Genomic DNA, 26,827 nt, shown 5'->3' on the forward strand with positions numbered 1-26,827 from the left:
TTGCCCTGGCTCACGACAGGTCCACCTGCTTGATGAGGGTGGCCGAGACGGCGTCGCCGACCGCCGCGACCAGCGCGTCGTCGAGTTCGCGGTCGAGCCGCAGGATCATGGTCGCGCCGTTGCCCTCCACGTCCTGGGCCAGGGCGGCGGCGATGATGTCGACACCGGCGTCACCGAGCACGGTGCCGATCTTGCCGAGCGAACCGGGCTGGTCGGCGTAGCTCACGAGCAGGTTGCGGCCCTCGGCGCGGAGGTCGAAGTTACGGCCGTTGATGTTCACGATCTTCTGAACCTGCTGCGGTCCGGTCAGCGTTCCGGCGACGTTGACGATGCTGCCGTCGGCGAAGACCGCGCGCACGTCCACCTGGCTGCGGTGGTTGGGGCTCTCGGTCTCGGTGACGACGTCGTGGCTCACGCCGCGCTCACCGGCGACTGCCGGGGCGTTCACGAAGGTGACCGGCTCGTCGACGACGGCCGAGAACAGTCCGCGCAGCGCCGAGAGGCCGAGCACGTCGACCGGGCTGGCGGCGAGTTCGCCGCGCACCTCGACGGTCAGGTTGGTCGGCATGCCGCCCGCGACGACGCCGGCCAGGACGCCGAGCTTGCGCGACAGCTCCAGCCACGGCGCCACCTCGTCGTCGACCGGACCGCCCGTGATGTTCACCGCGTCCGGCACGAAGTGTCCGGCCAGCGCCAGCTTCACACTGGCGGCGACGTCGGTGCCCGCGCGGTCCTGGGCCTCGGCGGTGGAGGCGCCGAGATGCGGCGTCACGACGACCTGGTCGAGGTCGAACAGCGGGGAGTCGGTGCAGGGCTCGGAGTCGAAGACGTCCAGGCCCGCGCCGCGGACCCTGCCGGCCTTGATGGCGTCGGCCAGGGCCTGCTCGTCGATCAGCCCGCCGCGAGCGGCATTGACGATGATGACGCCGTCCTTGACCTTGGCGAGCTGCTCGGCGCCGATGAGGCCAGCGGTCTCCTTGGTCTTGGGCAGGTGGATGGTGATGAAGTCGGCGCGTTCGAGGAGTTCGTCGAGGCCGACCAGCTCGATGCCCAGCTGTGCCGCACGGGCCGCCGAGGCGTAGGGGTCGTACGCGATGATCTTGGCCTCGAAGGCGGCCAGTCGCTGGGCGACCAGCTGACCGATGCGGCCGAGCCCGATGACGCCGACGGTCTTGTCGAAGACCTCCACGCCGGAGAACGACGAGCGCTTCCAGGTGTGTTCCTTGAGCGTGGCGTCGGCGGCCGGGACCTGACGAGCAGTCGACATCAGCAGGGCGATCGCATGCTCGGCCGCCGAATGGATGTTGGACGTGGGAGCGTTGACGACCATGACGCCGCGCTCAGTGGCCGACGGCACGTCGACGTTGTCCAGGCCGACGCCTGCGCGAGCGATGATCTTCAGATTCTTACCCGCATCGAGGACTTCGGCGTCCACGGTGGTCGCCGAACGCACCAGAATGGCGTCGGCGTCGACCACTGCTTCGAGCAGCTTCGGGCGATCAGGGCCGTCTACCCAGCGCACCTCGACGTCGGAGCCGAGGGCTTCCACCGTCGAGGGGGCGAGCTTGTCAGCGATGAGGACAACTGGACGGCCGCTTTCGGTCACTGCATTCTCCAGGTTTCTTCCGGTGAAGAGTGCCAGGTCCGGCACCCAAGACTTGCCCCGCCATCGTAATTCCCCGGCGCCGCGCGGGCACATCCGCCCCGATGCGAATGTGGTGCCCGACACCTGGGCGCGTGTACATTGCTGACGTCGTCTCATTTCCGTCACAACTGCAGCGGTATCTGAGGCGGGCATTGGGCGTTGCCCCGGAGGGCACTTAAGGTAGGCACGTCGCCCGTGAAGACATACGCGGCCTCGACAAGTACTGAGCGGAGATGCAATGAAGAAGTTGACGGTGCTGCTCGCGGTTCTCGCCGCCGGCCTGTTGTCACTGGTCGGAGTCGGTACCGCCGATGCCGCACCCAAGGTTCCGCTCGGCGGCGGGTCCGGGATCCTCGTCCTCAAGGGAGGGAACAGCGCGGCGGCGTGCACGGTGACCACCGTGGGCCGTCCGACCACCGGGCCGCGAAAGGGACAGCTCATCGCCGTCACCGCCGGCCACTGCGGCAAGCCCGGTCAGCGAGTGATCTCGGAGAGCTTCCAGAGCCGCGGCCAGATCGGCACGGTCGTCTACTCGGCGTCGGACATCGACGTCGCGGTGATCGCGCTCAACTCGAACGTCGCTCCGACGCGCACCGTGCGCGGTGTCACGATCCGCAAGGTCAACACCACCCCGGTCCAGTTCCCGACCATCCTGTGCAAGGAAGGTCGCACCACCGGCAACACCTGCGGCGTCACCTGGTTCTCCGACGGCACCTCGCACTTCAGCCAGATGTGCGTCATCGAGGGCGATTCGGGCAGCCCCGTGGTGGTCGGAGATCAGCTGGTCGGCATGGTCAACGCCTACTACTTCCTGTCGTGCCTGGGACCGGAGACCGGGACCAACGCCAAGACGATCCTGAACCGGCTCAACAAGATCGGCTACAACAACTTCAAGCCGGTGTAGCCCGAAGCAGCCGACGAAACGACGCCGGGCCCCGAGACCTTCCGTCTCGGGGCCCGACGTCTGTCTGTGCCGGTGCGCGCGCTCAGGCGGCGTCGCTGCTCTCCACCGCGGCCCGGAGCGCCGCCTCGGTCTGCCTCACCGCCTGGCCGACGACGGGCTCGATGATCGCACCGAGCGCCCTGCCCGCCAGGCCGCCCGGCAGGTCGTAGTCGAAGTTCACATCCACCACGGTCTGCCCGTCGGCGCCGTCGGCGAACCGCCAGCCGGTCCGCACGTCGAAGCCGGCGATGGAGGTGAGGACGACGCACTCGTTCTCCACCCACTCGGTGACCCGAAGGGTGGATGTGAGGTTCTTCGGACCGATCTTCATGCAGGCCTCGTACGTGGCGCCGAGCCCGGACGTGTGGTCGGTGACGGGTGTGAACCGGGTGACGCCGAACATCCAGCTCGGAACGTTTCGGTAATCGTCGACGTACGCGAACACGCGGTCGCGCGACGCCTCGGTGGTCACGGTCTGGCGAACTCCCGGCATTGGTGACTCCTGGGGATCGATCGGTTGCGGTCGAACGGGCATTGCGGTGTGCCCGATGTTGTGCACACCACAATGCCATGCGCCGATGGCAAGGTTGATCCGCCCCCCGGGATCGCCGCCGGTCAGTCCTCGACGGCCGCCCTGATCTTCGCCTCCGTATGCTTCACGCCCTGTTCGGCGAAGGGGCCGATCAGTCCGCCGAGCACCTTGCCCGCGAGCCCGCCGGGCAGCGTGTACCCGAACACGACCCGGAGGACGGTGGTACCCGGCTCGTCACCGTCGGCGAACGTCCACGCGGTGTCGGCGCCGAAGCCCTTCACCGACTCGAGCCTGATCAGTTGTCCGTCGATCCATTCGGTACAGCGCACCGTCGACGTCAATTCCTTCGGGCCGACCCGGATGGCCGTCTCGAACTCGGAGTCCTGGCCGTGTGTCACCTCGGTGGTCGGCGTGAACCGACCGACCCCGAACATGTACTCGGGCACGTTCCGGTAGTCGTCCACGTACGAGAACACCGCCTCGCGTGGGGCCCCGATGACTGCCTCATGCCGGACTTCGCCCATCTGTTCTCCCCTTCTCGTCGCCGCGCGCGGTCGCCGCAGCACTGCGCAGCATGGTAGCGAGGGCATCCCGCCGGCGAACGCGGACGACCCCGCACCCGGGATCGGGTGCGGGGTCGTCGAAGAGGTGCGCCGGCGGTGGCCGCTGAGACTCAGGCGGTCTCGGTGATGGGGCGGTCGACCCAGCTCATCAGGTCGCGCAGCTTCTGGCCGGTGACCTCGATCGGGTGCTCGGCGTTCTGCTTGCGCAGCGCCTCGAGTTCCTTGTTGCCGCCCTCGACGTTGGCGACGAGACGCTTGACGAAGGTGCCGTCCTGAATGTCCTTCAGGATGGCGCGCATGCGCTCCTTGGTGTCGGCGTCGATGACGCGCGGGCCCGACAGGTAGCCGCCGAACTCAGCGGTGTCCGAGACCGAGTAGTTCATGCGGGCGATGCCGCCCTCGTACATGAGGTCGACGATCAGCTTGAGCTCGTGCAGGACCTCGAAGTAGGCCATCTCCGGTGCGTAGCCGGCCTCCACCATGACCTCGAAACCGGTCTTGACCAGCTCCTCGGTGCCGCCGCAGAGCACGGCCTGCTCACCGAAGAGGTCGGTCTCGGTCTCTTCCTTGAAGGTGGTCTTGATGACGCCGGCGCGGGTACCGCCGATGCCCTTGGCGTAGCTCAGCGCCAGCGCCTGGGCCTCGCCCTTCGGGTCCTGATCGACGGCGATGAGCGCCGGGACGCCCTTGCCGTCGACGAACTGACGGCGGACCAGGTGGCCCGGTCCCTTCGGCGCGACCATCGCGACGGTCACGTTGGCCGGCGGCTTGATCAGGTCGAAGTGGATGTTGAGGCCGTGCCCGAAGAACAGCGCGTCGCCGTCGTTCAGGTTCGGTGCGATGTCATCGGTGAAGATCTGCGCCTGGCTGGTGTCCGGAGCCAGCAGCATGATGACGTCGGCCCAGGCGGCGGCCTCCGCCGCGGTCATGACCTTCAGCCCCTGCTCGGCCGCCTTCTCGCGGGACTTGGAGCCCTCGCGCAGACCGATGGCGACCTCGACACCCGAGTCGCGCAGCGACAGCGAGTGTGCGTGGCCCTGGCTGCCGTAACCGATCACGGCCACCTTGCGGCCCTGGATGATCGACAGGTCGGCGTCATCGTCGTAGAACATCTCGACTGCCACAGTGGAATCCCTTCAATACGAAATATTTGTGTTGTGTGTCGTGACCATTCAACCCGTCGGTGTGACGGTGGCCGCGACCGGGGTCTGACGCTTCACTCGGCGAACCGAGCTCGAGATGTCAGCGGTTGGCGGACATGCTCTTGGGGCCGCGGCCGAGCGTGACACCGCCCGACTGCGCGATCTCCCGGATGCCGTACGGGTCCAGCATCCGCAGGAGTGCCTCGAGCTTGTCCGAGGTTCCGGTGGCCTCGACGGTCACCGACTCCGGTGAGACGTCGACGACCTTGGCGCGGAACAGATTCACCACGTCGATCACTTCGCTCCGGTTGGACGCGTCGGCGCGGACCTTGATCAGCATCAGTTCGCGGGAGACCGAGTTCGCCGGCTCCTGCTCCACGATCTTGATCACGTTGACGAGCTTGTTGAGCTGCTTGGTGACCTGCTCCAGCGGGAAGTCCTCCACCGAGACCATGATGGTCATCCGCGAGATGCCCTTCAGCTCGGTGGGACCGACGGCGAGGGACTCGATGTTGAATCCGCGCCGGGAGAACAGGCCCGAGACGCGGGCGAGCACGCCCGGACGGTCTTCGACCAGAACGCTCAGAGTATGGGTGCTCACTGCTGGTTCCCTTCGCTCGTGGCCTGCTCACGAATCATGGCGTCGTGGATCTCCGCCGGGTCGGCGGCCGACTCCTCGTCGTCGAACAGCGGCCGGATGTCGCGCGCGGCCATGATCTCGTCGTTGCCGGTGCCCGCGGCGACCATCGGCCACACCTGGGCGTCCTTGCCGACGATGAAGTCGATGACCACCGGGCGGTCGTTGATCTCCTGGGCCTTCGCGATCGTCGGTGCGACGTCCTCTTCGCGCTCCACGCGGAAAGCGACACAGCCCAGCGCCTCGGCGAGCTTGAGGAAGTCCGGGATCATCCGCGAGTGCGTCGCCAGATCGGTGTTGGAGTACCGTTCGTCGTAGAACAGCGTCTGCCACTGACGGACCATGCCGAGATTGCCGTTGTTGATCAGTGCGACCTTGATCGGGAAGCCCTCGATGGCGCAGGTGGCCAGCTCCTGATTGGTCATCTGGAAACATCCGTCGCCGTCGACCGCCCAGACCTCCTTGTCCGGAGCCGCGGCCTTGGCGCCCATCGCCGCCGGAACCGAGTAGCCCATCGTTCCCAGGCCGCCCGAGTTGAGCCAGGTGCGCGGCTTCTCGTACTTGACGAACTGCGCGGCCCACATCTGGTGCTGGCCGACGCCCGCGACGTACACGGCGTCGGGGCCGGCGGCCTTGCCGAGCTGCTCGATGACGTACTCCGGCGACAACGAGCCGTCGGACTGCTTGTCGTAGCTCAGCGGGTAGGTGTTGCGGATGTCCCGCAGGTACTCCCACCAGTCGACCATGTCCGGCTTGGCCCCGCCCGCGGCGAGGTCGGCGCGGATGGCCTCGATCAAGTCGGCGATGACGGCCTTGGCGTCACCGACGATCGGGACGTCGACCTCGCGGTTCTTGCCGATCTCCGCCGGATCGACGTCGGCGTGGATCACCTTGGCCTCCGGAGCGAAGGACGAGAGCTGTCCGGTGACCCGGTCGTCGAAGCGGGCGCCGAGGGTGATCAGCAGATCGCTGCGCTGCAGGGCGGCGACGGCGCCGACCGCGCCGTGCATGCCGGGCATGCCCATGTGCAGATCGTGGCTGTCGGGGAACGCGCCGCGCGCCATCAGCGTCGTGACGACGGGGATGCCGGTCAGTTCGGCGAGTTCACGCAGCTCCTCGGAGGCCTCGGCCTTGATGACGCCGCCGCCGACGTACAGCACGGGACGCTTCGACTGCGCGATCATCCGCGCGGCCTCACGGATCTGCTTGCCGTGCGGCTTGGTGACCGGACGGTAGCCGGGCAGTTCGAACTGCGGCGGCCACGAGAACGTGGTCTGCGCCTGCAGGATGTCCTTCGGGATGTCGACGAGCACCGCGCCGGGCCGGCCCGACTCCGCGATGTAGAAGGCCTCGGCGATGATCCGGGGGATCTCCGCCGCGCTGCTGACCAGGAAGTTGTGCTTGGTGATCGGCATCGTGATTCCGGAGATGTCGGCTTCCTGGAAGCCGTCGGTGCCGATGAGCGAGCGCCCGACCTGGCCGGTGATCGCGACCACCGGGACCGAGTCCATCTGGGCGTCGGCCAACGGCGTCACCAGGTTGGTGGCGCCCGGGCCGGACGTCGCCATCATGACGCCGGCACGGCCGGCGACCTGTGCGTAGCCGGTGGCCGCGTGTCCGGCGCCCTGCTCGTGACGGACGAGCACGTGCCGGACCCGCTGCGAGTCGAGCAGGGGGTCGTAGACCGGGAGCACGGCGCCGCCGGGAATGCCGAACACGACCTCCACGCCGAGCTCTTCGAGCGACCGGACCACGGACTGCGCGCCCGTGACCCGTTCGGGTGCGACGACGGCGCCCGGTGAGCGCATGCCCTCGGTGGACGGCGACTGCGGTCGGGTCGACGACCCGCGTGCTGTTGGAGTACTCACTGCACGATCCTCATCCTCTTGTGTTCTGCTCTTCCACGCGATTCCCGATCAGGCCGGAGGGACTTCTCGTCCGGCTCCCGACAAGAAAAAACCCCCGCCAGCGAGGCTGTGCGAGGGGCGCGTCGTAATTGGTATCTGAAGGTCTACGAAGTGACCGATCAGGCGTCGACGCGCCGACCGATTACTACGAGAAGCTTCTGATTCATCACGTGGACAAAGTAGGCCAGTTCCGGGTCTCGCGTCAAATCATTCCCTCTCGCCCGAAGCTGTGACCTGCGCCCGGCGCGGTGCGTGAGACAATGGGGAATATGAGTGAGTCGTCCAAGGTCTTCTCCATCTCGCGCATCGCTTACTTCGCGGTGCCGGTCGCGTTTCTGCTCGTCATCATGCTGATGGGGATCTCGGTCGCCGGCTTCGCCTGGACTGTCATCGTGCCGATCGCGCTGGCGTGGTGGATTCACCGGCTCCGCACCATCGTCGACGAGCAGGGCGTCACCGCCGTCGGCACCTTCGGCACCAGCCGCCTCCCGTGGCACGACGTCGACGGCATCCGGTTCCCGCGCTGGGGCGCGGTGCGCCTGGTGGCCCGAGACGGATCGAGCGTGCGTCTGCCCGCGGTCGGCTTCTCCGATCTGCCCGCGCTGTCGAACGCCAGCGGCGGCCGCATCCCCGATCCGTTCGCCGCCGAGCGGGACGCCCGACTGTCCGCTCGCTGACCGGGGCGCTCGCCGCGCCCGCATCCGCCAACGACGCCGACACGGAGCCCATGACGACACTCACCGCCAAGGCCCTGCAGAGCGCCATCGACGACGGCCGGCTGGCGTTCGTGGGCCGCGAACTCTCGCAACTGGCCCCGCAGGACGCCGCCGCGATCCTCGACGCGATGGATGAGGGCGACCGGACCATCGCCTTCCGGCTGCTCGCCAAGGACGACGCCGTGCAGGTCTTCGACGACCTCAGCTCCACCGCGCAGGCCGCGTTGATCAGTTCGCTCGGGACCGCGGAGGTGGCCGACGCCTTCGACCATCTGGACCCCGACGACCGCGCGGAGCTGCTCGACGAGCTCCCCGCGAACGTCGCCAAGGCGCTGATCCGCTCCCTCTCCCCCGCCGAGCGCGAGACGACGGCGGTGGTCCTGGGGTTCCGGCGCGGGTCGGTGGGACGCCGGATGAGTCCGGAGTTCGTGCACGTCTTCCCCGACGACGACTGCCGCACGGCGATCGAGCGGATCAAGGCGCGCGGGCGGCACGCCGAGACCATCTACACGGTGCCCGTGGTGGACCACCAGCGCCGCCTGATCGGCGTGGCGAGCCTGCGCGATCTGCTGCTCTCGGATCCGGACACCGATGTCGCCGAGCACACGAAGGCGCCGATCTTCGCCTACGCCGCCGAACCGGCCGAGTCGGCCGCCCAGCGCTGTATCGACCGGTCGATCATGGCGATGCCCGTGGTCGACAACGAGGACCGACTGCTCGGCGTCCTGACCCTCGACGACGCCGCCGAGGTGGTAGAAGCGGCCCGCGACGAGGACGAGGCGCGCGCCGGCGCCCGCGAGATGCTGAAGACGCCGTACCTGCAGGCCTCGACGTTCGCGATCACCCGCGCGCGAGTGGTGTGGCTGTTCGTGCTGGCGATCTCGGCGATCCTCACGGTGAACGTCCTGGAGATCTTCGAGGGCACTCTGGAGCAGAAGGTGGCCCTCGCACTGTTCATTCCGCTCCTGACCGGCATCGGCGGCAACACCGGCTCGCAGGCGGCGACCACGGTGACCCGTGCGCTCGCCACCGACGAGGTGACCACCTCCGACGTGGTCCGAGTCGCGGGCAAGGAGATGAGCGTCGGCGTCACCATGGGCGCCGCCCTCGGCGTCGTCGGATTCCTCGTCGCAGGACTGGTCTACGACATCGGCATCGGTACCGTCATCGGGCTGACCATCCTCTCGGTCTGCACGGTCGCGGCGACCGTCGGCGGCATCATGCCGCTGGTGGCGCGCTCCATCCACGTCGATCCCGCAGTGTTCTCCACCCCGTTCATCTCCACCTTCTGCGATGCGACGGGTCTGATCATCTACTTCTCGATCGCCAAGGCGGTCCTGCAGATCTGACGCCCCCGCGCCCCGGCGGATTCCGCCGTCGGCGTCGCCGGTACCGAGGCCGGGAATAACTCTGGACAGCTGAGCGTAAAGTTGAAGGACATCCCGGATCGTCAGCCCGTCCGGGTCCAGTTCAGCGATTTCTAGCGAGGAATTCCATGCCAGCCCTGCGGTCTCGCACCACAACCGTCGGCCGTGAAGCCGCCGGCGCCCGCGCCCTCTGGCGCGCCACCGGTATGACCGACGACGATTTCGGGAAGCCGATCATCGCGATCGCCAACTCGTACACCCAGTTCGTCCCGGGTCACGTGCATCTGAAGAACGTCGGCGAGATCGTCGCCGACGCCGTGCGCGAGGCCGGCGGCGTGGCCAAGGAGTTCCACACCATCGCCGTCGACGACGGCATCGCGATGGGTCACGGCGGCATGCTGTACTCGCTGCCGAGCCGTGAGATCATCGCCGACTCCGTCGAGTACATGGTGAACGCGCACACCGCCGACGCCCTGGTCTGCATCTCGAACTGCGACAAGATCACGCCGGGCATGCTCAACGCCGCGATGCGTCTCAACATCCCCACCGTGTTCGTCTCCGGCGGACCGATGGAGGCGGGCACATCGGTCGTCATCAACGGCGTCGTGCGCCCGGGCACCGACCTGATCGACGCGATCTCGGCGTCCGCCGACAGCAACGTCGACGACAAGGAACTGCTGGAGGTGGAGCGGTCCGCCTGTCCGACGTGCGGGTCGTGCTCCGGCATGTTCACCGCCAACTCGATGAACTGCCTCACCGAAGCGCTCGGGCTGTCGCTGCCCGGCAACGGATCGACGCTGGCCACCCAGGTCGCACGCCGCGACCTGTTCACGCGCGCCGGCGAGCTGATCGTCGACATCGCGAAGCGCTACTACCAGGACGACGATGAGTCGGTGCTGCCGCGCAACGTCGCCACCCGCCAGGCCTTCGAGAACGCCATGGCGCTCGACGTGGCGATGGGCGGATCCACCAACACCGTTCTGCACATCCTGGCCGCGGCCCAGGAGGGCGAGGTGGACTTCGATCTGAAGGACATCGACCGCATCTCACGTAACGTTCCGTGCCTGGCCAAGGTGGCGCCCAATTCACCGAAGTACTACATGGAGCACGTGCATCGCGCCGGCGGCATCCCCGCGATCCTCGGTGAGCTGAACCGCGCCGGTCTGCTCAACACCGACGTCCATCCCGTTCACGCGCCGTCGCTCGAGAGCTACCTCGCCGACTGGGACATCCGTGGCGGCACGGCCACCGATCAGGCGATCGAACTGTTCCACGCGGCCCCGGGCGGCGTCCGCACCACCGAACCCTTCTCCACCTCCAACCGCTGGGAGTCGCTCGACACCGATGCCGCCGACGGCTGCATCCGCGACAAGGAGCACGCCTACACCGTCGAAGGCGGACTGTGCGTGCTGCACGGCAACCTGGCCCGCGACGGCGCCATCCTGAAGACCGCCGGCGTCGACGAGTCGCTGTGGCACTTCCAGGGCCCGGCGCGCGTCGTCGAGAGCCAGGAGGACGCGGTGCACGCCATCCTGTCGAAGGAACTGCAGGCGGGCGAGGTGCTGGTGATCCGTTACGAGGGGCCCGCCGGCGGGCCCGGCATGCAGGAGATGCTGCATCCGACGGCCTTCATGAAGGGCACCGGCATGGGGAAGAAGTGCGGTCTGGTCACCGACGGCCGCTTCTCGGGCGGATCGTCGGGCCTGGTGATCGGCCACGCCTCCCCGGAGGCGGCGGCCGGCGGCGACATCGGTCTGGTGGAGAACGGCGACGAGATCCTCATCGATGTGAAATCCCGCACCCTCAAGGTCCTCGTCGACGACGAGACCCTGGCGGAGCGTCGCGCCAAGATGGAAGCCTCCGAGCACCCGTGGACGCCGCGCGACCGCCAGCGTCCGGTCACCAAGGCGCTTCGCGCGTACGCGAAGCTCGCGGCCTCCGCCGACAAGGGCGCCGTCCGCGTCGTCGACTGAACACTGTCGGCTGAAAGCACTCATGCCGTATTCCGTGACCCGATTCGGGTCACGGAATACGGCATATGAGTTCAGGAGTGCGTCAGGACGTCGGGTTCCCCGGCGAATCGAGCGGATTGGTGCCGTTGAAAACGATCCAGACGGCCACGGCGACGCCGACGCCGACGATGAACCAGGCGGCCGAACCCCAGGCCGGCCTGCGCGACCATCCCCAGCGACGGTCGAAGGAGTAGGTGCCGGGCCCGGTGAGGATCAGCGCCGCCGCCGCGGCGGCCAGCACGATCTCCAGTTCGAGCCCGTTGCCTCCGCCGTCGGCCGAGAAGAACCAGAGGCCGCCGGCGAGCGTCGCCTTGTAGGTGCCTGCCACCAGGATGCTGCTCAGTACCGCCGCCCCGGCGATCGGCGTCAGCAGCCCCAGGATCAGCAGGATGCCGCCCGCGGTCTCGCTGACTCCGGCGACGAGTGAGAGCGCCGTCGTGGCGTTGTCGTGGAACCCGATGCCGGGATTCGGCTTGTTGGCGAGGAACTGCGCGAAGCCGTCCGGCCCGGGTCCGTTCAACCAGCCGGTGAGCTTCTGGAGACCGTGCAGGGTGAACGTCACGCCCACCACCACGCGCAGAATGAGCAAGCCGAGATCGAGCGTTCCGCGCCGGATCACCGGCTCCGGAGCCTGGGCGACGTACTCCTCTTCGTCGCGCGGCTGCGGTGCCCCCACGTAGTCGTCTTCGGGCTCGAGCAGCGGTGCGGTGGGCTGCGGCTCGATGTAAGGCAGCGGCGGTTCGGTGAGATGCTCCGCGTATCCCCTGCGCTCGCCGGGGTCCTCACCGTCGTCCTCGTCGTCGGCGAAGGGCTCGGTGTGCACCGGCTCGTCCGACGAGCTCTTCTTGATCGGGCTCTCCGTGGCCGCGGCACCCCCCGAACTGATGATCACCGCGGTCTTCGCGTCATCGTCCGGCGGTGAGCCGTCGGGCAGCGTGGCTACGGGTTCGGTCGGCTCGGTGACCGGCAGCGTCTCAGTGGGCGACTCGTCGAGTTCGACGGCCTCCTCGCGTGCGGCCTTCTCGTCGATCGCATCCTGAACCGCGGGCTCCGGCCTGCGGCCGTGCCTGTCGAAGAAGCTGTCGTTGTCGGGCTTCGGCCGACGCACCCGAGGTCGCTCGATGGCGTCGGTCGGTTCATCGTACGGACTGCCCGCAGCCGACGGATCCCCTCCGGTCCCTGGCTTGTCATCGGAACTACTCACGGTTACCGACTCTATGGCCGTGCGCCCGCGTGAGGGCCGAGCGGCACCCGACGATTTGGTAACGATCGTTAGAGTGGTGGAATGCCATCACACTCCCGGACTGCCGGCCGCGCGCTGCTCGCCGCGGCGTCCGCGGTGGCCGTCGTATTGGCGTCGACGTCGTGTGTGAACTTCAGCGAAGAGGACCAGGCCGCCGACCAGGGTTCCTTCACTGCGCCGCCCACCATGCAGCAGGCCCCCGAGCAGCCTCCGGCGCCTCCGTCGGACGATCAGGGCGGCGGTCCCCCGCCGACCGGGCCCTGCGTCGACCCGGATCCGGCGGTGATCGCCACGTGTCTGGCGTCCACCGGAGGTGTGCGGCCCGCGGACTCGTCGGGACGCAGTACGTACGTCGCCGAACGGACCACCGGCAAGATCATTCTGTCCAAGCGGTACGGTCCGCAGCGTGCGGTCGCCGGCGTGGAGGTGGACGCCTCCGGCGACGGCGGGCTCGTCGACTTCGAGATGTCGCCCACGTACGCCGAGGATCAGCTGATCTACGCGCTGATCACCACCGGGTCCGACAATCGCGTGGTCCGGATCGCCCCCACCGGGTCGGTGAAGCCGATTCTCACCGGTATCCCGAAGGGCGCGACCGGCAACATGGGATCGATCTCGTTCGCGTCGCCGACCGAGCTCATCGTCGCGACCGGCGATGCGGGCGATCCGGCCGCCGCGTCGAACCCGGCCTCGCTCGCGGGCAAGATCTTCTCGATCGACCCGAACGTCGCGGACCCGAAGCCCGACATCCGTGCGTCGGGGCTCGGGTCGAACGTCGCGCTCTGCCCGTCACCGGGCTCCGACGGCCAGCTGTACGTCGCCGACAGCGGCGCGCCGGGCGATCGGCTCTCCCTGGTCGGCCCTCGCGGTCTGCAGACGCTGTGGAGCTGGCCCGATCGGCCGGGGGTGAGCGGCTGCGCCGTCGGCAAGGACTGGATAGCGGTGTCGATCGCCAAGGCACAGCGGCTCGACACGTTCATGCGGCCGGCCGCCGGAAGCACATCGGTCGGCAAGCCGAGCCCGCAGGACTTCCGCAAGTCGTACGGAGCGGTGGGCCGCATGACCAGTGTCGCGGGGGCGGCGCAGATGGCCACCGTCAACAAGGCCACCCGAGGTGCGGACGTGAAGAGCTACGACGATCGCGTCGCGATCTACCTCCCGAAGGCCGGCGAAGACCTCACCTGAGCGCGCGCATCATCACTCGCACGCGGCGAGGACCAGTTCCTTGACGCGGGCCGGGTCGGCCTGACCGCGGGTCGCCTTCATGACATCGCCGACGATCTTGCCTGCCGCCTGCACCTTGCCGCTGCGAATCTTGTCGGCGATATCGGGGTTCGCGGCGAGTGCCTCGTCGACCGCCTTCTGCAGCGCGGAATCGTCCCGGACCACCTCGAGACCGCGATCGGCGACGATCTGCGCGGGCTCGCCCTCACCGTCGAGCACGGCGACGACCACCTGCTGGGCCAGTTTGTTGGTCAGCTTGCCCTCGTCGACCATGCCGATCACCTCGGCGACCTGTTTGGGGGTGATGGCGAGTTCCGCCAACTCCATCTCGCGGGTGTTGGCCTGCTGGGCCAGGAACGACACCCACCAGCTGCGGGCGGCGTCGGGTGAGGCACCCGCTTCGGCCGTCTCGATGATGAGGTCGACGGCGCCGACGTTCACCAGATCGCGCATCACCTCGTCGGACACGCCCCACTCCTTCTGGATGCGGGCGCGGCGGATCCACGGCAGCTCCGGCAGAGTGGCGCGCAGCGAATCCACCCATTCCGGGCTCGCGAGCACCGGGGGCAGGTCCGGCTCCGGGAAGTAGCGGTAGTCCTCGGCGGTCTCCTTGCGACGGCCCGCCGACGTGGTTCCGTCCGACTCGTGGAAGTGCCTGGTCTCCTGGATGATCTCGCCGCCGGCCGACAGGATCGCGGCCTGCCGGCTCATCTCGAACCGGACCGCGGCCTCGACCGACTTGAGCGAGTTGACGTTCTTGGTCTCGGTGCGGGTGCCGAACTCGGCGGCGCCCTTGGGCATCAGCGACAGGTTCACGTCGCAGCGCATCGATCCCTGGTCCATGCGGACGTCGGACACGTCGAGCGACTTGAGCAGATCGCGCAGGGCGGTCACGTACGCGCGGGCCACCTCCGGTGCGCGCTCGCCCGCACCCTCGATGGGGCGGGTCACGATCTCGACGAGCGGGACGCCCGCGCGGTTGTAGTCGAGCAGCGAGTGACTGGCACCGTGGATGCGCCCGGTGGCGCCGCCGATGTGCAGCGACTTACCGGTGTCCTCCTCCATGTGGGCGCGCTCGATCTCCACCCGCCAGGTGGTGCCGTCGCTCAGCAGCACGTCGAGGTAGCCGTCGTAGGCGATCGGCTCGTCGTACTGACTGATCTGATAGTTCTTCGGCTGGTCCGGGTAGAAGTAGTTCTTCCGCGCGAACACGCTCGACTCCCGGATCGAGCAGTTCAGCGCCAAGCCGATGCGCGCGGCGGATTCGACGGCCTTCGCGTTGGCGACCGGAAGCGCCCCCGGCAGACCCAGGCAGGCGGGGCACACCTGGGTGTTCGGCTCGCCGCCGAACGTGGTCGGGCAACCGCAGAACATCTTGGTCGCCGTGCCGAGCTCGACGTGGACCTCCATGCCCATGACCGGGTCGTAAGTCTCGATGACGTCGTCGAAGTCCATCAGTTCGTCGATAGCGGCACTCATGCGTCCCATCGTATCTGGGGGCCGAAGTCAGGGTGCTTCCCGATGCCCGATAGCGCCGCCGGGGCCTACGTTCGAGTCATCGGGCGGACGCCCGAACCGAGACCGATCCGAACCGAGGAGAACACCGTGACCGATCCAGCCCTTCCGGGAGCCGGCGACGCGTACGACGCCGAGCCCGTCCGCCCCGCCAAACGACTCACCCGCTCGACCACCGACAAGATGATCGGCGGTGTCGCGGGCGGCATCGCCGAGTACTTCGGAATCGACTCCACCTGGGTCCGCGTCGCCTTCGTCGCGTCGATCATCCTCCCGGGCCCGCAGGTGCTTCTGTACCTGCTGCTCTGGGCGATCATCCCGAAGAACCGCTAGCCCTCAGCCGAAGATCGCGCGCGCTCCGCGGTAGTACTCGAGCGGCACCGTCTTGGTGTGGCCCACGGCCTCCTCGAAGGGGACCCGGACGATGTCGGTGCCGCGCAGTGCCACCATGGACCCCCACCCCGCGTCCGCGACGAGGTCGCTCACCGCCTGGCCGAAGCGGGTGCCGAGGACCCGGTCCCATGCGCTGGGCACACCGCCGCGCTGGATGTAGCCGAGCACCGTGGCGCGTGTGGCGATCCCGGTCCGTTCCTCGATGAGCGGCGCGAGGATCTCGCCGATCCCGCCCAGCCGCGGCCGGTTGAACTCGTCCATGCCCTTGTACGAGTGCGCCTGCTCCATCTCCGGCAGCATGAAGCCCTCGGCGACGACGACCATCGGCGAACGACCACGGTCGCGGACGCTGACCACCCACTCGCAGATCTGCTCGAGCGACTCCTGCTGCTCCGGAATGAGGATCGCGTGGGCGCCGGCCGCGACACCCGCGTACATCGCGATCCATCCGGCGTGCCTGCCCATCACCTCCAGAACCATGCACCGCTTGTGCGAATTGCCGGTGGTGCGCAGCCGGTCGACGGCCTCGGTCGCGATCTCGACCGCGGTGTTGAAACCGAAAGTGTAGTCCGTCGCCTGCAGGTCGTTGTCGATCGTCTTGGGCACGCCGACGATCGGAATGCCGTCGCCGAGCAGTCTGTTGGCGGCCGCCATGGTCCCGTCGCCGCCGACGGCGATGACGCCGTCCACCCCGATCCGCTGGAGTGCCCGCTTGATGTTCTCCGGCCCGCCGTCGGGTTCGGTGTACGGACCGAAGCGGCTGGTTCCCAGAATGGTGCCGCCCTGCTGGGAGATGCCTCGCACCACGGATCGGTCGAGGTCGATCGCCTCGCCGTACACCAGCCCCCAGAACCCGTCTCTGAATCCCACGAACTCCTGATCGTGGACCGTGCTGCCCTGCAGGACGGTTCCGCGGATCACCGCGTTGAGACCGGGGCAGTCTCCGCCGGATGTCAGAATGCCGAAGCGCGCCATCGGGTGCGACCCCTCTCTGAAAGGAAACCGGGTTCGCGTCCATCACAACACGATCCGTGCCCGGTGGCAGCACGTCGGCCAGTTCCGGACCGGTGCGCGGCATCGACCTCCTACTTCAGGCCGTTCTCGTAGGCGAAGACCACCGCTTGCGCGCGGTCGCGCAGACCCAGCTTGGCCAGCATGTTGCTCACATGGGTCTTCACCGTCTGTTCGGAGACGAACAGTTCGGCGGCGATCTCACCGTTCGACTTGCCGTCGGCGACGGTCAGGAGCACCTCGAGTTCGCGCGGGGTGAGCGAGTCGGCGGCCGCGGTGGCCTTGCGCGTGGTCCGGGAGGTGACCTGCTCGATCAGGCGTCTGGTGACCGAGGGCGCCAACAGCGCGTCGCCAGCGGCCACCACTCGGACCGCGCGCACGAGCTCGTCTGCCGGCGCGTCCTTGAGCAGGAAGCCCGACGCACCGATCCGCAGGGCGGCGTACACGTAATCGTCGATGTCGAAGGTCGTCAGCATCAGGACTCTGGTGGCCGACCCGCTGGAGATGATCTGCTCCGCGGCCCACAAGCCGTCGCGTCGCGGCATCCGGACGTCCATCAGGACCACATCGGGTTTGAGGCGGCGCACCTGGTCGACGGCGACCTGCCCGTCCTCGGCGTCCCCGAGCACGGTGATGTCGTCGGCGGCGCCCAGCAGTGCCGCGAAACCGGCGCGGACCATCGCTTGGTCGTCGGCGATGAGGACAGTGGTCGGCACGAGGGTCAGCCTAGTGCGCCGGGCCGCGGCGCGGCGCTCACGCCCGGGCGCTTCACGCGACCGCCCTCACCGACGGACCGATCGGCAGAGACGCGCGGACGGCGAAACCGCCGCCCGGCCGCGCCGCCGCGGTGAGACTCCCGCCGACCGCGTGGGCGCGTTCGGTCATTCCCAGGATGCCGTGCCCGCCGCCGACGGTCGCGCCCAGCGGCTGCGTCGCCAACCCGTTCACGATCTCGACGTCGAGTCTCCCCTCGTGCACGGGATCCTCCTCGATGCGGACCGCGATCGCCGCCCCGGGCGCATGGCGGGTGGCGTTCGTGACGGCCTCCTGAACGATCCGGTACACGGCAGCGCCGACCGTCTGCGCCACCGACGAATGGTCGGAGGTGTCGGTCAGTTCCACATCCACGCCCACCGCCAGCACGCCCTCGATGAGTTCGGGGACGTCGCCGAGGCCCTGGACCGGAGCGAGCGCCGCGGTGTCCGCGGCGTCGCCGTGCGGGCGAAGCACGCCCAACAGCTGGCGCACCTCGTCGAGCGATTCGCGGGCGGCGTCGGCGATCGCGTCGAACTCCGCCTTGGCCCCGGGCCCCACCTCCTCGGCATCGGCGGCCGCGGCCAGCCGGTAGGGTGCGGTCTGCGCCATCACCACCACCATCGACATGCGGTGCGCGACGATATCGTGCAGGTCGCGCGCGATGCGGGAGCGTTCGGCGAGTACGGCCTCTCGGGCGCGCAGCACCTCGGTCTCCTCGGTCTGCTCCGCGATCTCGCGCTGCGAGCGAGCACGGTAGCGCAGGAACGCGACGGCCATGCCGACGACGACCAGCCCGAAGATCCAGCCCACCAGCGCATCGAAGGGCAAGCCGACGACGAAGGCGCCCGCGACGGCGGCCAGCACCACTGGCAGCCGCTTGAGCGGCTGGGTCCACAGCGCCGCGACGGTCATCGCCAGCAGCGCCAGGAACAATGGGATCGGCATCGGCCACGGTCCGTCGTTGGGAATCAACGACGCGACGGCCGAGGTGATGACCGTGGACGCCCAGCCGTACCTGACCGCCTCCTCGCCGGCGAATACGAGCGCGATGCCGCCGCAGCCGAGGATCGCGAAGGCGGGCAGGAGGAACGCGGGCAGGCGAGTGACCTCGCCGAGCACCGGCCAGCACACCGAGATCATGCTGACCGCGGCCAGGGCGGCGAGCCAGTTGCGCCAGTGCGACAGGTATCGGTGCAGCGCCGGGTCGCTGATGCGGTCGAGCGCGATCCGGTCACGGACCCGCCCGACCGCGGCGGCGGTCCGGCGACGGACGGCAGAGGGAGACTTCACAGTTCGACGATAGGAGCCCGAGCCGGGTCGCCACCTCCCCCGCGAGAGTGAGATCCGACCGGTTCCCCAGTCGCAGGGTTCCCTGCGGTCTCACTCTCGCGCGCGGGGTGCAAGACCCCCGTTGCGAGCGATCCGGTGTGGTGCCACCCGGCCATAGCGTTCGGGACATGACCTCGAACACCTCCGCTGACTCAGCCGATTCCCCTGGCCGACAAGGTATCCGCCGGTGGGTCGTCCGGCTCTCGACCGGCGCGGCGTTGACCGTCGGAGTCCTCGGGCTGCTGCCGATCAGCTCGGCGCTGGCGGACTCGCATCGGGCCGCTCCCCCGGCCCGGCCGGCCACAGCCGCCGAACGCGCCATCGCGAACCTGGTCGGCGACCGTCCGCTCGACGCCATGCGCGATCTGCCCGCCGACTTCTCCCGACGACTCGGGTATCGACCGGTGGTGATCGACGGCCGCCCCCTCAACCCGGCCGGAGACTGTTCCTCGCCGGTCCCGTTGCCGGACCGATTCACCGACGCCTGCCGTGCGCACGATCTCGGATACGACCTGCTCCGGTACTCCGATTCCACCGGCCGGCCCGCGGGAGCCTGGGCTCGCACCGCCCTCGACGGCCGACTGATCGACGACATGCACGCCGTCTGCGACGATCCGCTGTGCCACGCCGCCGCCGAGACCGCGCGGACCGGCCTGGCGGTGAACACCTGGCGGCAGCATTCGGGCCCGCCGGTGCGCGAGTCGGGCGGCACGATCGTCCTCGGCTATCTCTCCCGAACCGCAGAGACAGTGGGGTTGCGATGAACCGCCTGCGGGTGCGTCCCGCGGTGGCCGCCGGCGCTCTCGCCGGTCGCCTGCTGGCTCTCGCCCCCGGCATGCTCCCCCGCTCCGCGCTGGTCGCCGCCGTCGCCGGCCTCGCGTTGACTCTTCTCGGGATGGCCGTCGGTGCCGGCGTCGGCGCGCTTCGAGACCGGATCGGTGACCGTCCACCTGCCCCGGTCTCCGGGGGCGTCCTCGCCGCCGGGCTCGTGGTCGCCGGTGCGGCCGTCGGGCTCGCGGCGCGTCACGAGTCGGCGGTCCGGGCCGCGGTGGGTGCCCCGCCGATCGGCCCCGGGTGGGTCCTGGCCGTGTGCGCGATCCCGGTCGCCGCCGCGGCCGCGGTCGTCGCGATCCCAGGACGGGTGTGGGCCGGCTTCGGAATGGTCGCGGTGGTCGCGGCGGCGTCGATCGGGCTGCCCGCGCCCGCACAGGCGTCGGGACCGGATGTTCCCGAGCGCCCCGTGATGCTCTACAGCCCGCTGAGCGAACCCGGCTCGGTCCGGGACCGCGCCGAGCGCCTGGCCGATCGCTGGGTGGCCGACGGCGGTCGCGAGGCACGCGCGGTCGTGGTGGCCGTGCCAACCGGCTCGGGATGGATCGACGCCGGAACGGTGGACGGCTTCACCGGGTACTTCGGCGGATCGGTCCGGGTCGTCGCCCTGCAGTACGACGACGTCGCGTCGTGGCGGGCGTTCATCTCCTCCCCGGATCGTGCGGGGACCTCCGCGTCCGCGGTCCTCGACGCCGTCTGGTCCCGTATCTCGGGCCTGCCCGAAGCGCGGCGGCCCCGCGTGTACCTCGTCGGGCAGAGCCTGGGAGCGGTGGGAGCCGACGCCGCGCGCCGCTGGGCGAACGACTCCGGGGTCGAACTCGCCGGGACAGTGCTCGCCGGGCCGCCGGCGGGGTCTGTCGACCGGGTCGCATCGTGCGAGCGGCGGGTGGTGCTGGCCAACGCCGACGATCCCGTCCCCGGGTTCGCTCCGTCGCTGCTGTGGCATCCGATCGACCGCATTCCCGGAGACGGCGACGACCGGCACCACAGCGAGTCTCCGCCGTGGCTGCCGGTCGTGTCGATGGTCGGTACCGTCCTCGACCTCGCGGGCTCACTGAAGGTTCCCGCGGGACACGGGCACCGTTACGGCGTCGAGCAGGGGCTCGCCGCCGGGAACATGCCGGCAGGCTGTCAGCCGACCGGCCCGCGGGCCGCCTCGTAGGCCGCACCGACCCGGTACAGCCGGTCGTCGGCCAGTGCCGGTGCCATGATCTGCAGGCCGACCGGGAGTCCGTCGTCGGAGGAGACCCCCGACGGAACCGACATCGCCGCGGTGCCCGCCAGGTTCACCGGCAGCGTGCACAGGTCGAACAGATACATCGACAGCGGATCGTCGACCTTCTCTCCGAGCTTGAACGGCGTGGTGGGGGTGGTCGGGGAGATCAGCACGTCGACGTCCTCGTATGCCGCGGCGAAGTCGCGAGCGATGAGCGTGCGCACCTTCTGCGCCTGACCGTAGAACGCGTCGTAGTAACCGGAGCTCAGCGCGTACGTCCCGATCATGATGCGGCGCTTGACCTCCGGGCCGAAGCCGGCCTCGCGGGTCAGTGCCATGACCTCGTCGGCGCTGTGCGAACCGTCGTCGCCGACCCGGAGCCCGTACCGCATCGCATCGAAGCGGGCCAGGTTGCTCGACACCTCCGACGGCAGGATCAGGTAGTAGGCGCCGAGCGCGTACGAGAAGTGCGGGCAGTCGACCTCGACGATCGTCGCGCCGAGATCGGTCAGCTGCTTGCACGCCGCCTGGAACGACTCCAGCACACCGGCTTGGTAGCCCTCGCCCTGCAACTGCTTCACCACGCCTATGCGCACACCCGACAGGTCGCCGGACGCGCCGGCGCGCGCGGCGCCGACGACATCGGGAATCGCCGCGTCGATCGAGGTGGAGTCGCGCGGATCGTGCCCGGCGATCACCTGGTGCAGCAGCGCCGTGTCGAGCACGGTGCGTCCGCAGGGGCCGCCCTGATCGAGCGACGACGCGCACGCCACGAGTCCGTAGCGCGACACGGTTCCGTAGGTCGGCTTGACGCCGACGGTCGCGGTGACCGAGGCCGGCTGTCGGATCGAGCCGCCGGTGTCGGTGCCGATGGCCAGCGGCGCCTGGTACGAGGCGAGTGCCGCGGCGCTGCCGCCGCCCGAACCGCCCGGAACACGCGTGGTGTCCCACGGATTCCGGGTCACCTGGTAGGCCGAGTTCTCGGTCGACGAGCCCATCGCGAACTCGTCCATGTTCGTCTTGCCGAGGATCGGGATGCCCGCGGCACGGAGCTTGGCCGTGACGGTCGCGTCGTACGGCGAGACCCATCCTTCGAGGATTTTGGACCCACAGGTGGTCGGGGCGTCGACGGTGGTGAAGACGTCCTTGAGCGCGATCGGGACGCCGGCCAGAGCGGACGGCGCCTCACCCGAAGCGATCGCCTGGTCGGCCGCCTCCGCCGCGGCGAGTGCTTCGTCGCCGCCGACGTGCAGGAATGCGCCCAGCTGTCCGTCGATCTGCTCGATGCGGTCGAGGTGTGCCCGGGTCACCTCGACCGACGACAGTTCGCGAGCGGCGATCTTGCCCGCGAGGTCGGCTGCGGACAGGCCCGTGATCTCGTTCGCGCTGCGGGTGTCGCTCACGCTCATTCCTCTCCCAGGATCTGCGGAACGGCGAAGCGCTCCTGTTCGACGGCGGGCGCCCCCGACAGCGCCTGTTCTGCGGTCAGGCTCGGGACGACGACGTCCTCGCGCAGCACGTCGCGCAACTCGGCGGGATGCGCGGTGGGCGGCACGTCGTCGGCGGCCACCTCTGAGATCTGCGCGACGTGGCTCAGGATCGAGTCGAGCTGCGCCGCGTAACGGTCGAGTTCGTCGTCGTCGAGCGCCAAGCGGGACAGTCGCGCGAGATGCGCGACCTCGTCCCGGCTGATCGCCGGCTGGGAATCGGTGGACATCGTCGACCTCTCTACACACGCACTCGTCACGGCGCACCGCACGAGCTCAGGACAGTGGGACTTGCCTACCAGGATATGCGGCCGCTTCGGACCGAGCCCGCGCGGGAGGTGTGCTCCGGGTGAATGATCGCGGAGTGGCCGGAGTGCACCGCACCGGTTAACTTGGACACATGATAATCGTCACCACCAACGAACTGCCGGGCTACCGGATCGAGCACGTGTTCGGCGAGGTGTTCGGCCTCACGGTGCGGTCGCGACACATCGGTTCCAACATCGGCGCCAGCTTCAAGTCGATCGCCGGTGGCGAACTCAAGGGCATCACCCAGTTGCTGCACGAGGCGCGTCATGAAGCGTTGAGTCGCTTGGCCGCCGAAGCTCAGAGCAAGGGGGCCAACGCGGTTCTCGCATTCCGCTTCGAGACGAATGAGTACGCCGGATCCGGCGGCGTCGAGGTGTGCGCGTACGGCACGGCTGTGGGCGTGCGTCCGCTCGAGCAGCAGCCGCGCTGACTCCGGTGTCGTATCTGCTTCGCGTTCTGCTGAACGACCGTCCCGGCAGTCTCGGCATGCTCGCCGTTCAACTCGGCGCCGTCGGTGCCGACATCCGCTCGCTCGAAGTGATCGAGCGAGGCGAGGGCTACGCCGTCGACGACCTGGTGGTCGACCTGCCCTCGGGTGCGCTGCCCGACACCCTCATCACCGCCGCGGAGAAGGTCGCGGGCGTGCACGTCGACTCTCTCCGTCCGCACGACGGGGTCCTCGACACGCATCAGGAACTCGAGTTGATCGACCTCGTCGCCGCGGGCGGCAAGGACCGCCTGCAGGTGCTGGCCGACTACGCTCCCCGTGTGCTCCGCGTGTCGTGGGCGATGGTGATCTCCCGCCCCGGTCCGGACGTGCTGCGCCTCTACGGCAGTTCGGGAGCCCCCGAGACGGCCCTGGAGACGGCCGACTGGCTGCCCCTCGACCGGGCGGTGGCGTTCGACTCCGAAGCCGAATGGATCCCTCAGGGATGGCGTGACATGGGGACCAGGCTGGCCGCCGCCCCCTTGGGCGACGACGGCAAGGCCCTGCTCCTCGGCCGGATCGGCGGTCCCGACTTCCGCCCCGCGGAAGTCGCACGCCTGGGCTACCTGACCGGCATCATCGCCACCGTCCTGAAGAGAAAGCCGAACACTCAGGGCGGTTGAGCGAGCGCTCCAAGGCTGGTTGAGCGAGCGCTCCAAGGCTGGTTGAGCGAGCGCAGCGAGTCGAAACGACACGCGCAGTCTCGATACGCCTGCTCGCTACGCTCACACGCTCACTCGACGAACCTGGGTCTCCTCAGGCCAGTTGAGCGAGCACCTCCCAGGCCAGTTGAGCGAGCGCAGCGAGTCGAAACAACACGCGCAGTCTCGATACGCCTGCTCGCTACGCTCACACGCTCACTCGACCAACCTAGAAACTTCCGCGAGCGCAGCGAGTCGAAACAGCACGCGCAGTCTCGATGCGCCTGCTCGCTACGCTCACCGGCTCACTCGACGGACCTGGGGTCTTCCGCGAGTCGAAACGGCGCACGCATCACTCGTCCTCCGACTCCGACTCTCCCGCAGATCCGGTCGCCAGCAATTGTTTGAAGCCGTCCTCGTCGAGGATCGGAACGCCTAATTCTTCGGCCTTGGCGGCTTTGCTGCCGGGCGAGTCGCCGACCACGACGTAGTCGGTCTTCTTCGACACCGAGCCCGACGCCTTGCCGCCGCGCACGATGATCGCCTCTTTGGCCCCGTCACGGGAGAAATCGACGAGCGAACCGGTGACCACGATCGTCTTGCCGTCGAGCGTCCGCTCGATCGACTCGTCCCGCTCATCGGCCATGGCCACCCCCGCGGCCCGCCATTTGGCGACGATCTCGCGGTGCCAGTCGACGGCGAACCAGTCGTGCACGCTCGCCGCCCGCGTGGGGCCGAGACCGTCCACCTGCGCCAACTCATCGACGGAGGCGTTCTGGATGCTTTCGAGGTCGCCGAAAGCGGTGGCCAGAGCCCGCGCCGGGGTGGGCCCGACGTGGCGGATCGACAGCGCGACGATCACCCGCCACAGCGGGACCCGCTTGGCCTTGTCGAGGTTGTCCAGGAATCGCCGACCGTTGGCCGAGAGCGCACCAGACTTCGTGGTGTACAGGTCGGTCTTGACCAGATCGCCGGCAGTGAGCGAGAACAGGTCGCCTTCGTCGGTCAGCACGCCGCTCGACAGAAGTGCTTGCGCCCCTTCGTATCCGAGCGCTTCGATGTCGAATGCGCCGCGGCCCGCCAGATAGAACAGCCGTTCGCGCAGTTGTCCCGGGCAGTAGCGCTGGTTGGGACAGCGGATGTCCTTGTCGCCCTCCTTCGCGGGGGCCAGTTCGGTTCCGCACTCGGGGCATCGAGTCGGCATCACGAACTCGCGTTCGGTACCGTCGCGCAGTTCGACGACCGGACCGAGCACCTCGGGAATCACGTCGCCGGCCTTGCGAATGGTGATGGTGTCGCCGATCAGGACGCCTTTACGCTTCACCTCGAAGGCGTTGTGGAGTGTCGCGCGGGAGACGGTCGATCCCGCGACCAGCACCGGTTCCATCAGCGCCCACGGCGTGACGCGGCCCGTCCGTCCGACGCCGACCATGATGTCGAGCAGTTTGGTCGTGACCTCTTCCGGCGGGTACTTGTACGCGATCGCCCAGCGCGGTGCGCGTGAAGTCGCACCCAGCCGGCGCTGGCGCGTCACATCGTCCACCTTGACGACGAGGCCGTCGATCTCGTGTTCCACCGAGTGCCGGTTCTCGCCCCAGTACGCGATCGCCTCGATGATCTCGTCGGCCCCGGTCACCTTCTTCGTGTGGTCGGAGACGGGCAGCCCCCACTCGCCCAGCGCGAGGTAGGCCTCGTGCAGCGACTCGGGCCTCCAGCCCTCCACCTTCCCGATCCCGTGACAGATCATCCGGAGTCGGCGCCGCGCGGTGACCTGCGGATTCTTCTGGCGCAGAGAGCCGGCGGCCGAGTTGCGCGGATTCGCGAACGGCGGCTTCCCCTCTTCGACGAGGGAGGCGTTCAGATTCTGGAAGTCTTCGACTCGGAAGAACACCTCACCGCGGACCTCCAGGAGTTCGGGCACCGGGCGCACTGAGTCGTCGAGATCGTGCGGAACGTCGGTGATGGTGCGCGCGTTGAGTGTCACGTCCTCGCCGGTGCGGCCGTCGCCCCGGGTCACTCCCCGGACCAGCCTGCCCTTCTCGTACACCAGCGAGAGTGCCACCCCGTCGATCTTGAGTTCGCACAGGAACTCGGTCCCGGCGCCGATCTCGGCTTCGGTACGCGAGACCCAGGTGCGCATCTCGTCGTAATCGAAGACGTTGTCGAGCGACATCATCCGTTCGAGATGGTCGACCGAGGTGAAGTCGGTCGAGAAGCCGCCGCCGACCAGCTTCGTCGGCGAATCGGGCACCGCCAGTTCGGGATGCTCGTCCTCGAGTGCCTGCAGCCGGCGCAACAGCGAGTCGAACTCTCCGTCGCTGATCACAGGCGCGTCCTGGACGTAGTAGCGGAACTGATGCCCGCGAACCTCCTCGGCGAGCAGCGCCCACTCCCGCGCCCAATCGGCGCCCGCCTCCGCTGCGGCCGATCCCGCCGTGTCTGTCCCCTCGCCCTCACTCACGCGTTCAGGTTAACCGAGCCCTGCGACATGGCCGCGTCGGACGAACGCCGACACTACGCTTACCGGCATGCCGCACCCCATCATGTTCTCCGACGACGATCCGATCCTGCAACGACTCCGAACCGTGGCACTGGCACTCCCGGAAGCCACCGAGAAGGTTGCGCACGGCCGTCCGACCTTTCGCTGCGGCAAGATGTTCGCCATGTACGGCGGCGGTGAGAAGGGCTCCAAGATCCGCCGCGACACCGCGCTTCTGTTCATCCCCGACCCGCTCGAGCGAGAGGCGCTCATCCAGGACGCCCGCTTCTTCGTCCCCGCGTACGTCGGCGCCTACGGATGGCTCGGCATCGACCTGACCGCCGACTCGGACTGGGACGAGGTGGCCGAACTGCTCGACGCCAGCTTCCGGCAGGTGGCGCCCAAGCGCGCGGTCGCACAGTTGGAGAGCGACGTCTGAGAC

The 26,827-nt window shown here is 68.8% G+C and carries 25 protein-coding genes; 11 read left to right on the forward strand and 14 right to left on the reverse strand.

Features of this window, described 5'->3' with window-relative positions; genetic code table 11:
* Nucleotides 1-10: 10 nt before the first annotated feature.
* A complete protein-coding gene (gene serA, locus ACZ5QD_RS08740) occupies nucleotides 11-1,606 on the reverse strand; it encodes a phosphoglycerate dehydrogenase (RefSeq protein ID WP_006895939.1) in 1,596 nt (531 codons plus the stop codon).
* Between the two features lie 277 nt (nucleotides 1,607-1,883).
* On the opposite strand from serA, the gene ACZ5QD_RS08745 reads away from it, so the two are divergent.
* Entirely contained in the window at nucleotides 1,884-2,549 is a 666-nt protein-coding gene (locus tag ACZ5QD_RS08745) for a trypsin-like serine protease (RefSeq protein WP_006895938.1), read from the forward strand.
* Between the two features lie 82 nt (nucleotides 2,550-2,631).
* Here the strand turns inward: ACZ5QD_RS08745 and ACZ5QD_RS08750 are convergent, their stop codons facing one another.
* From ACZ5QD_RS08750 to ACZ5QD_RS08770, 5 genes are all read right to left on the reverse strand, one after another.
* Nucleotides 2,632-3,081 carry an SRPBCC family protein gene (locus tag ACZ5QD_RS08750; RefSeq protein WP_006895937.1) on the reverse strand — a complete coding sequence of 150 codons (450 nt, stop codon included), beginning with the start codon at nucleotides 3,079-3,081 and terminating at the stop codon, nucleotides 2,632-2,634.
* A 122-nt stretch (nucleotides 3,082-3,203) separates the two neighbouring features.
* Complete coding sequence (locus ACZ5QD_RS08755; RefSeq protein ID WP_006895936.1) at nucleotides 3,204-3,644, reverse strand: SRPBCC family protein; 441 nt, start codon at nucleotides 3,642-3,644, stop codon at nucleotides 3,204-3,206.
* Between the two features lie 149 nt (nucleotides 3,645-3,793).
* Nucleotides 3,794-4,795, reverse strand: coding sequence for a ketol-acid reductoisomerase (ilvC, locus tag ACZ5QD_RS08760; RefSeq protein WP_174302284.1), 1,002 nt, complete (start codon nucleotides 4,793-4,795; stop codon nucleotides 3,794-3,796).
* Nucleotides 4,796-4,925: 130 nt separating this feature from the next.
* The gene (gene ilvN, locus ACZ5QD_RS08765; protein WP_006895934.1) at nucleotides 4,926-5,426 is read right to left on the reverse strand and encodes an acetolactate synthase small subunit; all 501 of its coding nucleotides are present in this window, start codon (nucleotides 5,424-5,426) and stop codon (nucleotides 4,926-4,928) included.
* On the reverse strand, nucleotides 5,423-7,330 hold the full coding sequence (locus ACZ5QD_RS08770) for an acetolactate synthase large subunit (protein ID WP_081598085.1): 1,908 nt from the start codon (nucleotides 7,328-7,330) through the stop codon (nucleotides 5,423-5,425). Before ACZ5QD_RS08770 ends, ilvN begins: the two co-directional genes overlap by 4 nt.
* 308 nt (nucleotides 7,331-7,638) lie before the next feature.
* On the opposite strand from ACZ5QD_RS08770, the gene ACZ5QD_RS08775 reads away from it, so the two are divergent.
* From ACZ5QD_RS08775 to ilvD, 3 genes are all read left to right on the forward strand, one after another.
* Complete coding sequence (locus ACZ5QD_RS08775) at nucleotides 7,639-8,046, forward strand: PH domain-containing protein (RefSeq protein WP_006895932.1); 408 nt, start codon at nucleotides 7,639-7,641, stop codon at nucleotides 8,044-8,046.
* Nucleotides 8,047-8,096: 50 nt separating this feature from the next.
* Complete coding sequence (mgtE, locus tag ACZ5QD_RS08780; RefSeq protein WP_006895931.1) at nucleotides 8,097-9,434, forward strand: magnesium transporter; 1,338 nt, start codon at nucleotides 8,097-8,099, stop codon at nucleotides 9,432-9,434.
* Nucleotides 9,435-9,580: 146 nt separating this feature from the next.
* A complete protein-coding gene (gene ilvD / locus ACZ5QD_RS08785) occupies nucleotides 9,581-11,425 on the forward strand; it encodes a dihydroxy-acid dehydratase (RefSeq protein WP_045538712.1) in 1,845 nt (614 codons plus the stop codon).
* Between the two features lie 82 nt (nucleotides 11,426-11,507).
* On the opposite strand, the gene ACZ5QD_RS08790 is transcribed toward ilvD, so the two are convergent.
* Entirely contained in the window at nucleotides 11,508-12,668 is a 1,161-nt protein-coding gene (locus ACZ5QD_RS08790; protein ID WP_464367226.1) for a DoxX family protein, read from the reverse strand.
* 81 nt (nucleotides 12,669-12,749) lie between these two features.
* Here ACZ5QD_RS08790 and ACZ5QD_RS08795 point away from each other — a divergent pair, with 81 nt between their 5' ends.
* Nucleotides 12,750-13,892 carry a PQQ-dependent sugar dehydrogenase gene (locus ACZ5QD_RS08795; protein WP_006895928.1) on the forward strand — a complete coding sequence of 381 codons (1,143 nt, stop codon included), beginning with the start codon at nucleotides 12,750-12,752 and terminating at the stop codon, nucleotides 13,890-13,892.
* 12 nt (nucleotides 13,893-13,904) lie between these two features.
* On the opposite strand, the gene gatB is transcribed toward ACZ5QD_RS08795, so the two are convergent.
* Complete coding sequence (gatB, locus tag ACZ5QD_RS08800; RefSeq protein ID WP_464367227.1) at nucleotides 13,905-15,410, reverse strand: Asp-tRNA(Asn)/Glu-tRNA(Gln) amidotransferase subunit GatB; 1,506 nt, start codon at nucleotides 15,408-15,410, stop codon at nucleotides 13,905-13,907.
* 126 nt (nucleotides 15,411-15,536) lie between these two features.
* Here gatB and ACZ5QD_RS08805 point away from each other — a divergent pair, with 126 nt between their 5' ends.
* Nucleotides 15,537-15,779 (forward strand): PspC domain-containing protein, encoded by a 243-nt coding sequence (locus ACZ5QD_RS08805; protein ID WP_006895926.1) that lies wholly within the window; start codon nucleotides 15,537-15,539, stop codon nucleotides 15,777-15,779.
* Nucleotides 15,780-15,782: 3 nt separating this feature from the next.
* Here ACZ5QD_RS08805 and ACZ5QD_RS08810 read toward each other — a convergent pair whose 3' ends face one another.
* From ACZ5QD_RS08810 to ACZ5QD_RS08820, 3 genes are all read right to left on the reverse strand, one after another.
* Nucleotides 15,783-16,814, reverse strand: a complete 1,032-nt coding sequence (locus tag ACZ5QD_RS08810) for an ATP-dependent 6-phosphofructokinase (protein ID WP_006895925.1) — start codon at nucleotides 16,812-16,814, stop codon at nucleotides 15,783-15,785.
* A gap of 110 nt (nucleotides 16,815-16,924) precedes the next feature.
* Nucleotides 16,925-17,566, reverse strand: a complete 642-nt coding sequence (locus tag ACZ5QD_RS08815; protein ID WP_006895924.1) for a response regulator — start codon at nucleotides 17,564-17,566, stop codon at nucleotides 16,925-16,927.
* 52 nt (nucleotides 17,567-17,618) lie between these two features.
* Complete coding sequence (locus ACZ5QD_RS08820; protein ID WP_464367228.1) at nucleotides 17,619-18,896, reverse strand: sensor histidine kinase; 1,278 nt, start codon at nucleotides 18,894-18,896, stop codon at nucleotides 17,619-17,621.
* 167 nt (nucleotides 18,897-19,063) lie between these two features.
* Here ACZ5QD_RS08820 and ACZ5QD_RS08825 point away from each other — a divergent pair, with 167 nt between their 5' ends.
* Both ACZ5QD_RS08825 and ACZ5QD_RS08830 read left to right on the forward strand, forming a co-directional pair.
* Nucleotides 19,064-19,699: a hypothetical protein gene (locus ACZ5QD_RS08825; RefSeq protein ID WP_464367229.1), complete on the forward strand. Its 636-nt coding sequence runs from the start codon at nucleotides 19,064-19,066 to the stop codon at nucleotides 19,697-19,699.
* Complete coding sequence (locus ACZ5QD_RS08830; RefSeq protein ID WP_464367230.1) at nucleotides 19,696-20,928, forward strand: alpha/beta-hydrolase family protein; 1,233 nt, start codon at nucleotides 19,696-19,698, stop codon at nucleotides 20,926-20,928. The genes ACZ5QD_RS08825 and ACZ5QD_RS08830 overlap by 4 nt, the downstream gene beginning before the upstream one ends.
* Here ACZ5QD_RS08830 and gatA read toward each other — a convergent pair.
* A complete protein-coding gene (gene gatA, locus ACZ5QD_RS08835; protein ID WP_278124406.1) occupies nucleotides 20,898-22,391 on the reverse strand; it encodes an Asp-tRNA(Asn)/Glu-tRNA(Gln) amidotransferase subunit GatA in 1,494 nt (497 codons plus the stop codon). The genes ACZ5QD_RS08830 and gatA overlap by 31 nt on opposite strands.
* The gene (gene gatC, locus ACZ5QD_RS08840; RefSeq protein WP_006895919.1) at nucleotides 22,388-22,699 is read right to left on the reverse strand and encodes an Asp-tRNA(Asn)/Glu-tRNA(Gln) amidotransferase subunit GatC; all 312 of its coding nucleotides are present in this window, start codon (nucleotides 22,697-22,699) and stop codon (nucleotides 22,388-22,390) included. The genes gatA and gatC overlap by 4 nt, the downstream gene beginning before the upstream one ends.
* Nucleotides 22,700-22,869: 170 nt before the next feature.
* Here gatC and ACZ5QD_RS08845 point away from each other — a divergent pair, with 170 nt between their 5' ends.
* Entirely contained in the window at nucleotides 22,870-23,208 is a 339-nt protein-coding gene (locus tag ACZ5QD_RS08845; RefSeq protein WP_006895918.1) for a YbjQ family protein, read from the forward strand.
* A 5-nt stretch (nucleotides 23,209-23,213) separates the two neighbouring features.
* Nucleotides 23,214-23,888, forward strand: a complete 675-nt coding sequence (locus tag ACZ5QD_RS08850) for an ACT domain-containing protein (RefSeq protein ID WP_006895917.1) — start codon at nucleotides 23,214-23,216, stop codon at nucleotides 23,886-23,888.
* 370 nt (nucleotides 23,889-24,258) lie between these two features.
* On the opposite strand, the gene ligA is transcribed toward ACZ5QD_RS08850, so the two are convergent.
* On the reverse strand, nucleotides 24,259-26,367 hold the full coding sequence (gene ligA, locus ACZ5QD_RS08855) for an NAD-dependent DNA ligase LigA (protein WP_464367231.1): 2,109 nt from the start codon (nucleotides 26,365-26,367) through the stop codon (nucleotides 24,259-24,261).
* A 67-nt stretch (nucleotides 26,368-26,434) separates the two neighbouring features.
* Between ligA and ACZ5QD_RS08860 the strand changes: the two genes are divergently transcribed.
* On the forward strand, nucleotides 26,435-26,824 hold the full coding sequence (locus ACZ5QD_RS08860; RefSeq protein WP_006895915.1) for an MmcQ/YjbR family DNA-binding protein: 390 nt from the start codon (nucleotides 26,435-26,437) through the stop codon (nucleotides 26,822-26,824).
* The last annotated feature ends 3 nt before the right edge of the window (nucleotides 26,825-26,827 follow it).

The organism is Gordonia sp. J1A (assembly GCF_055393515.1).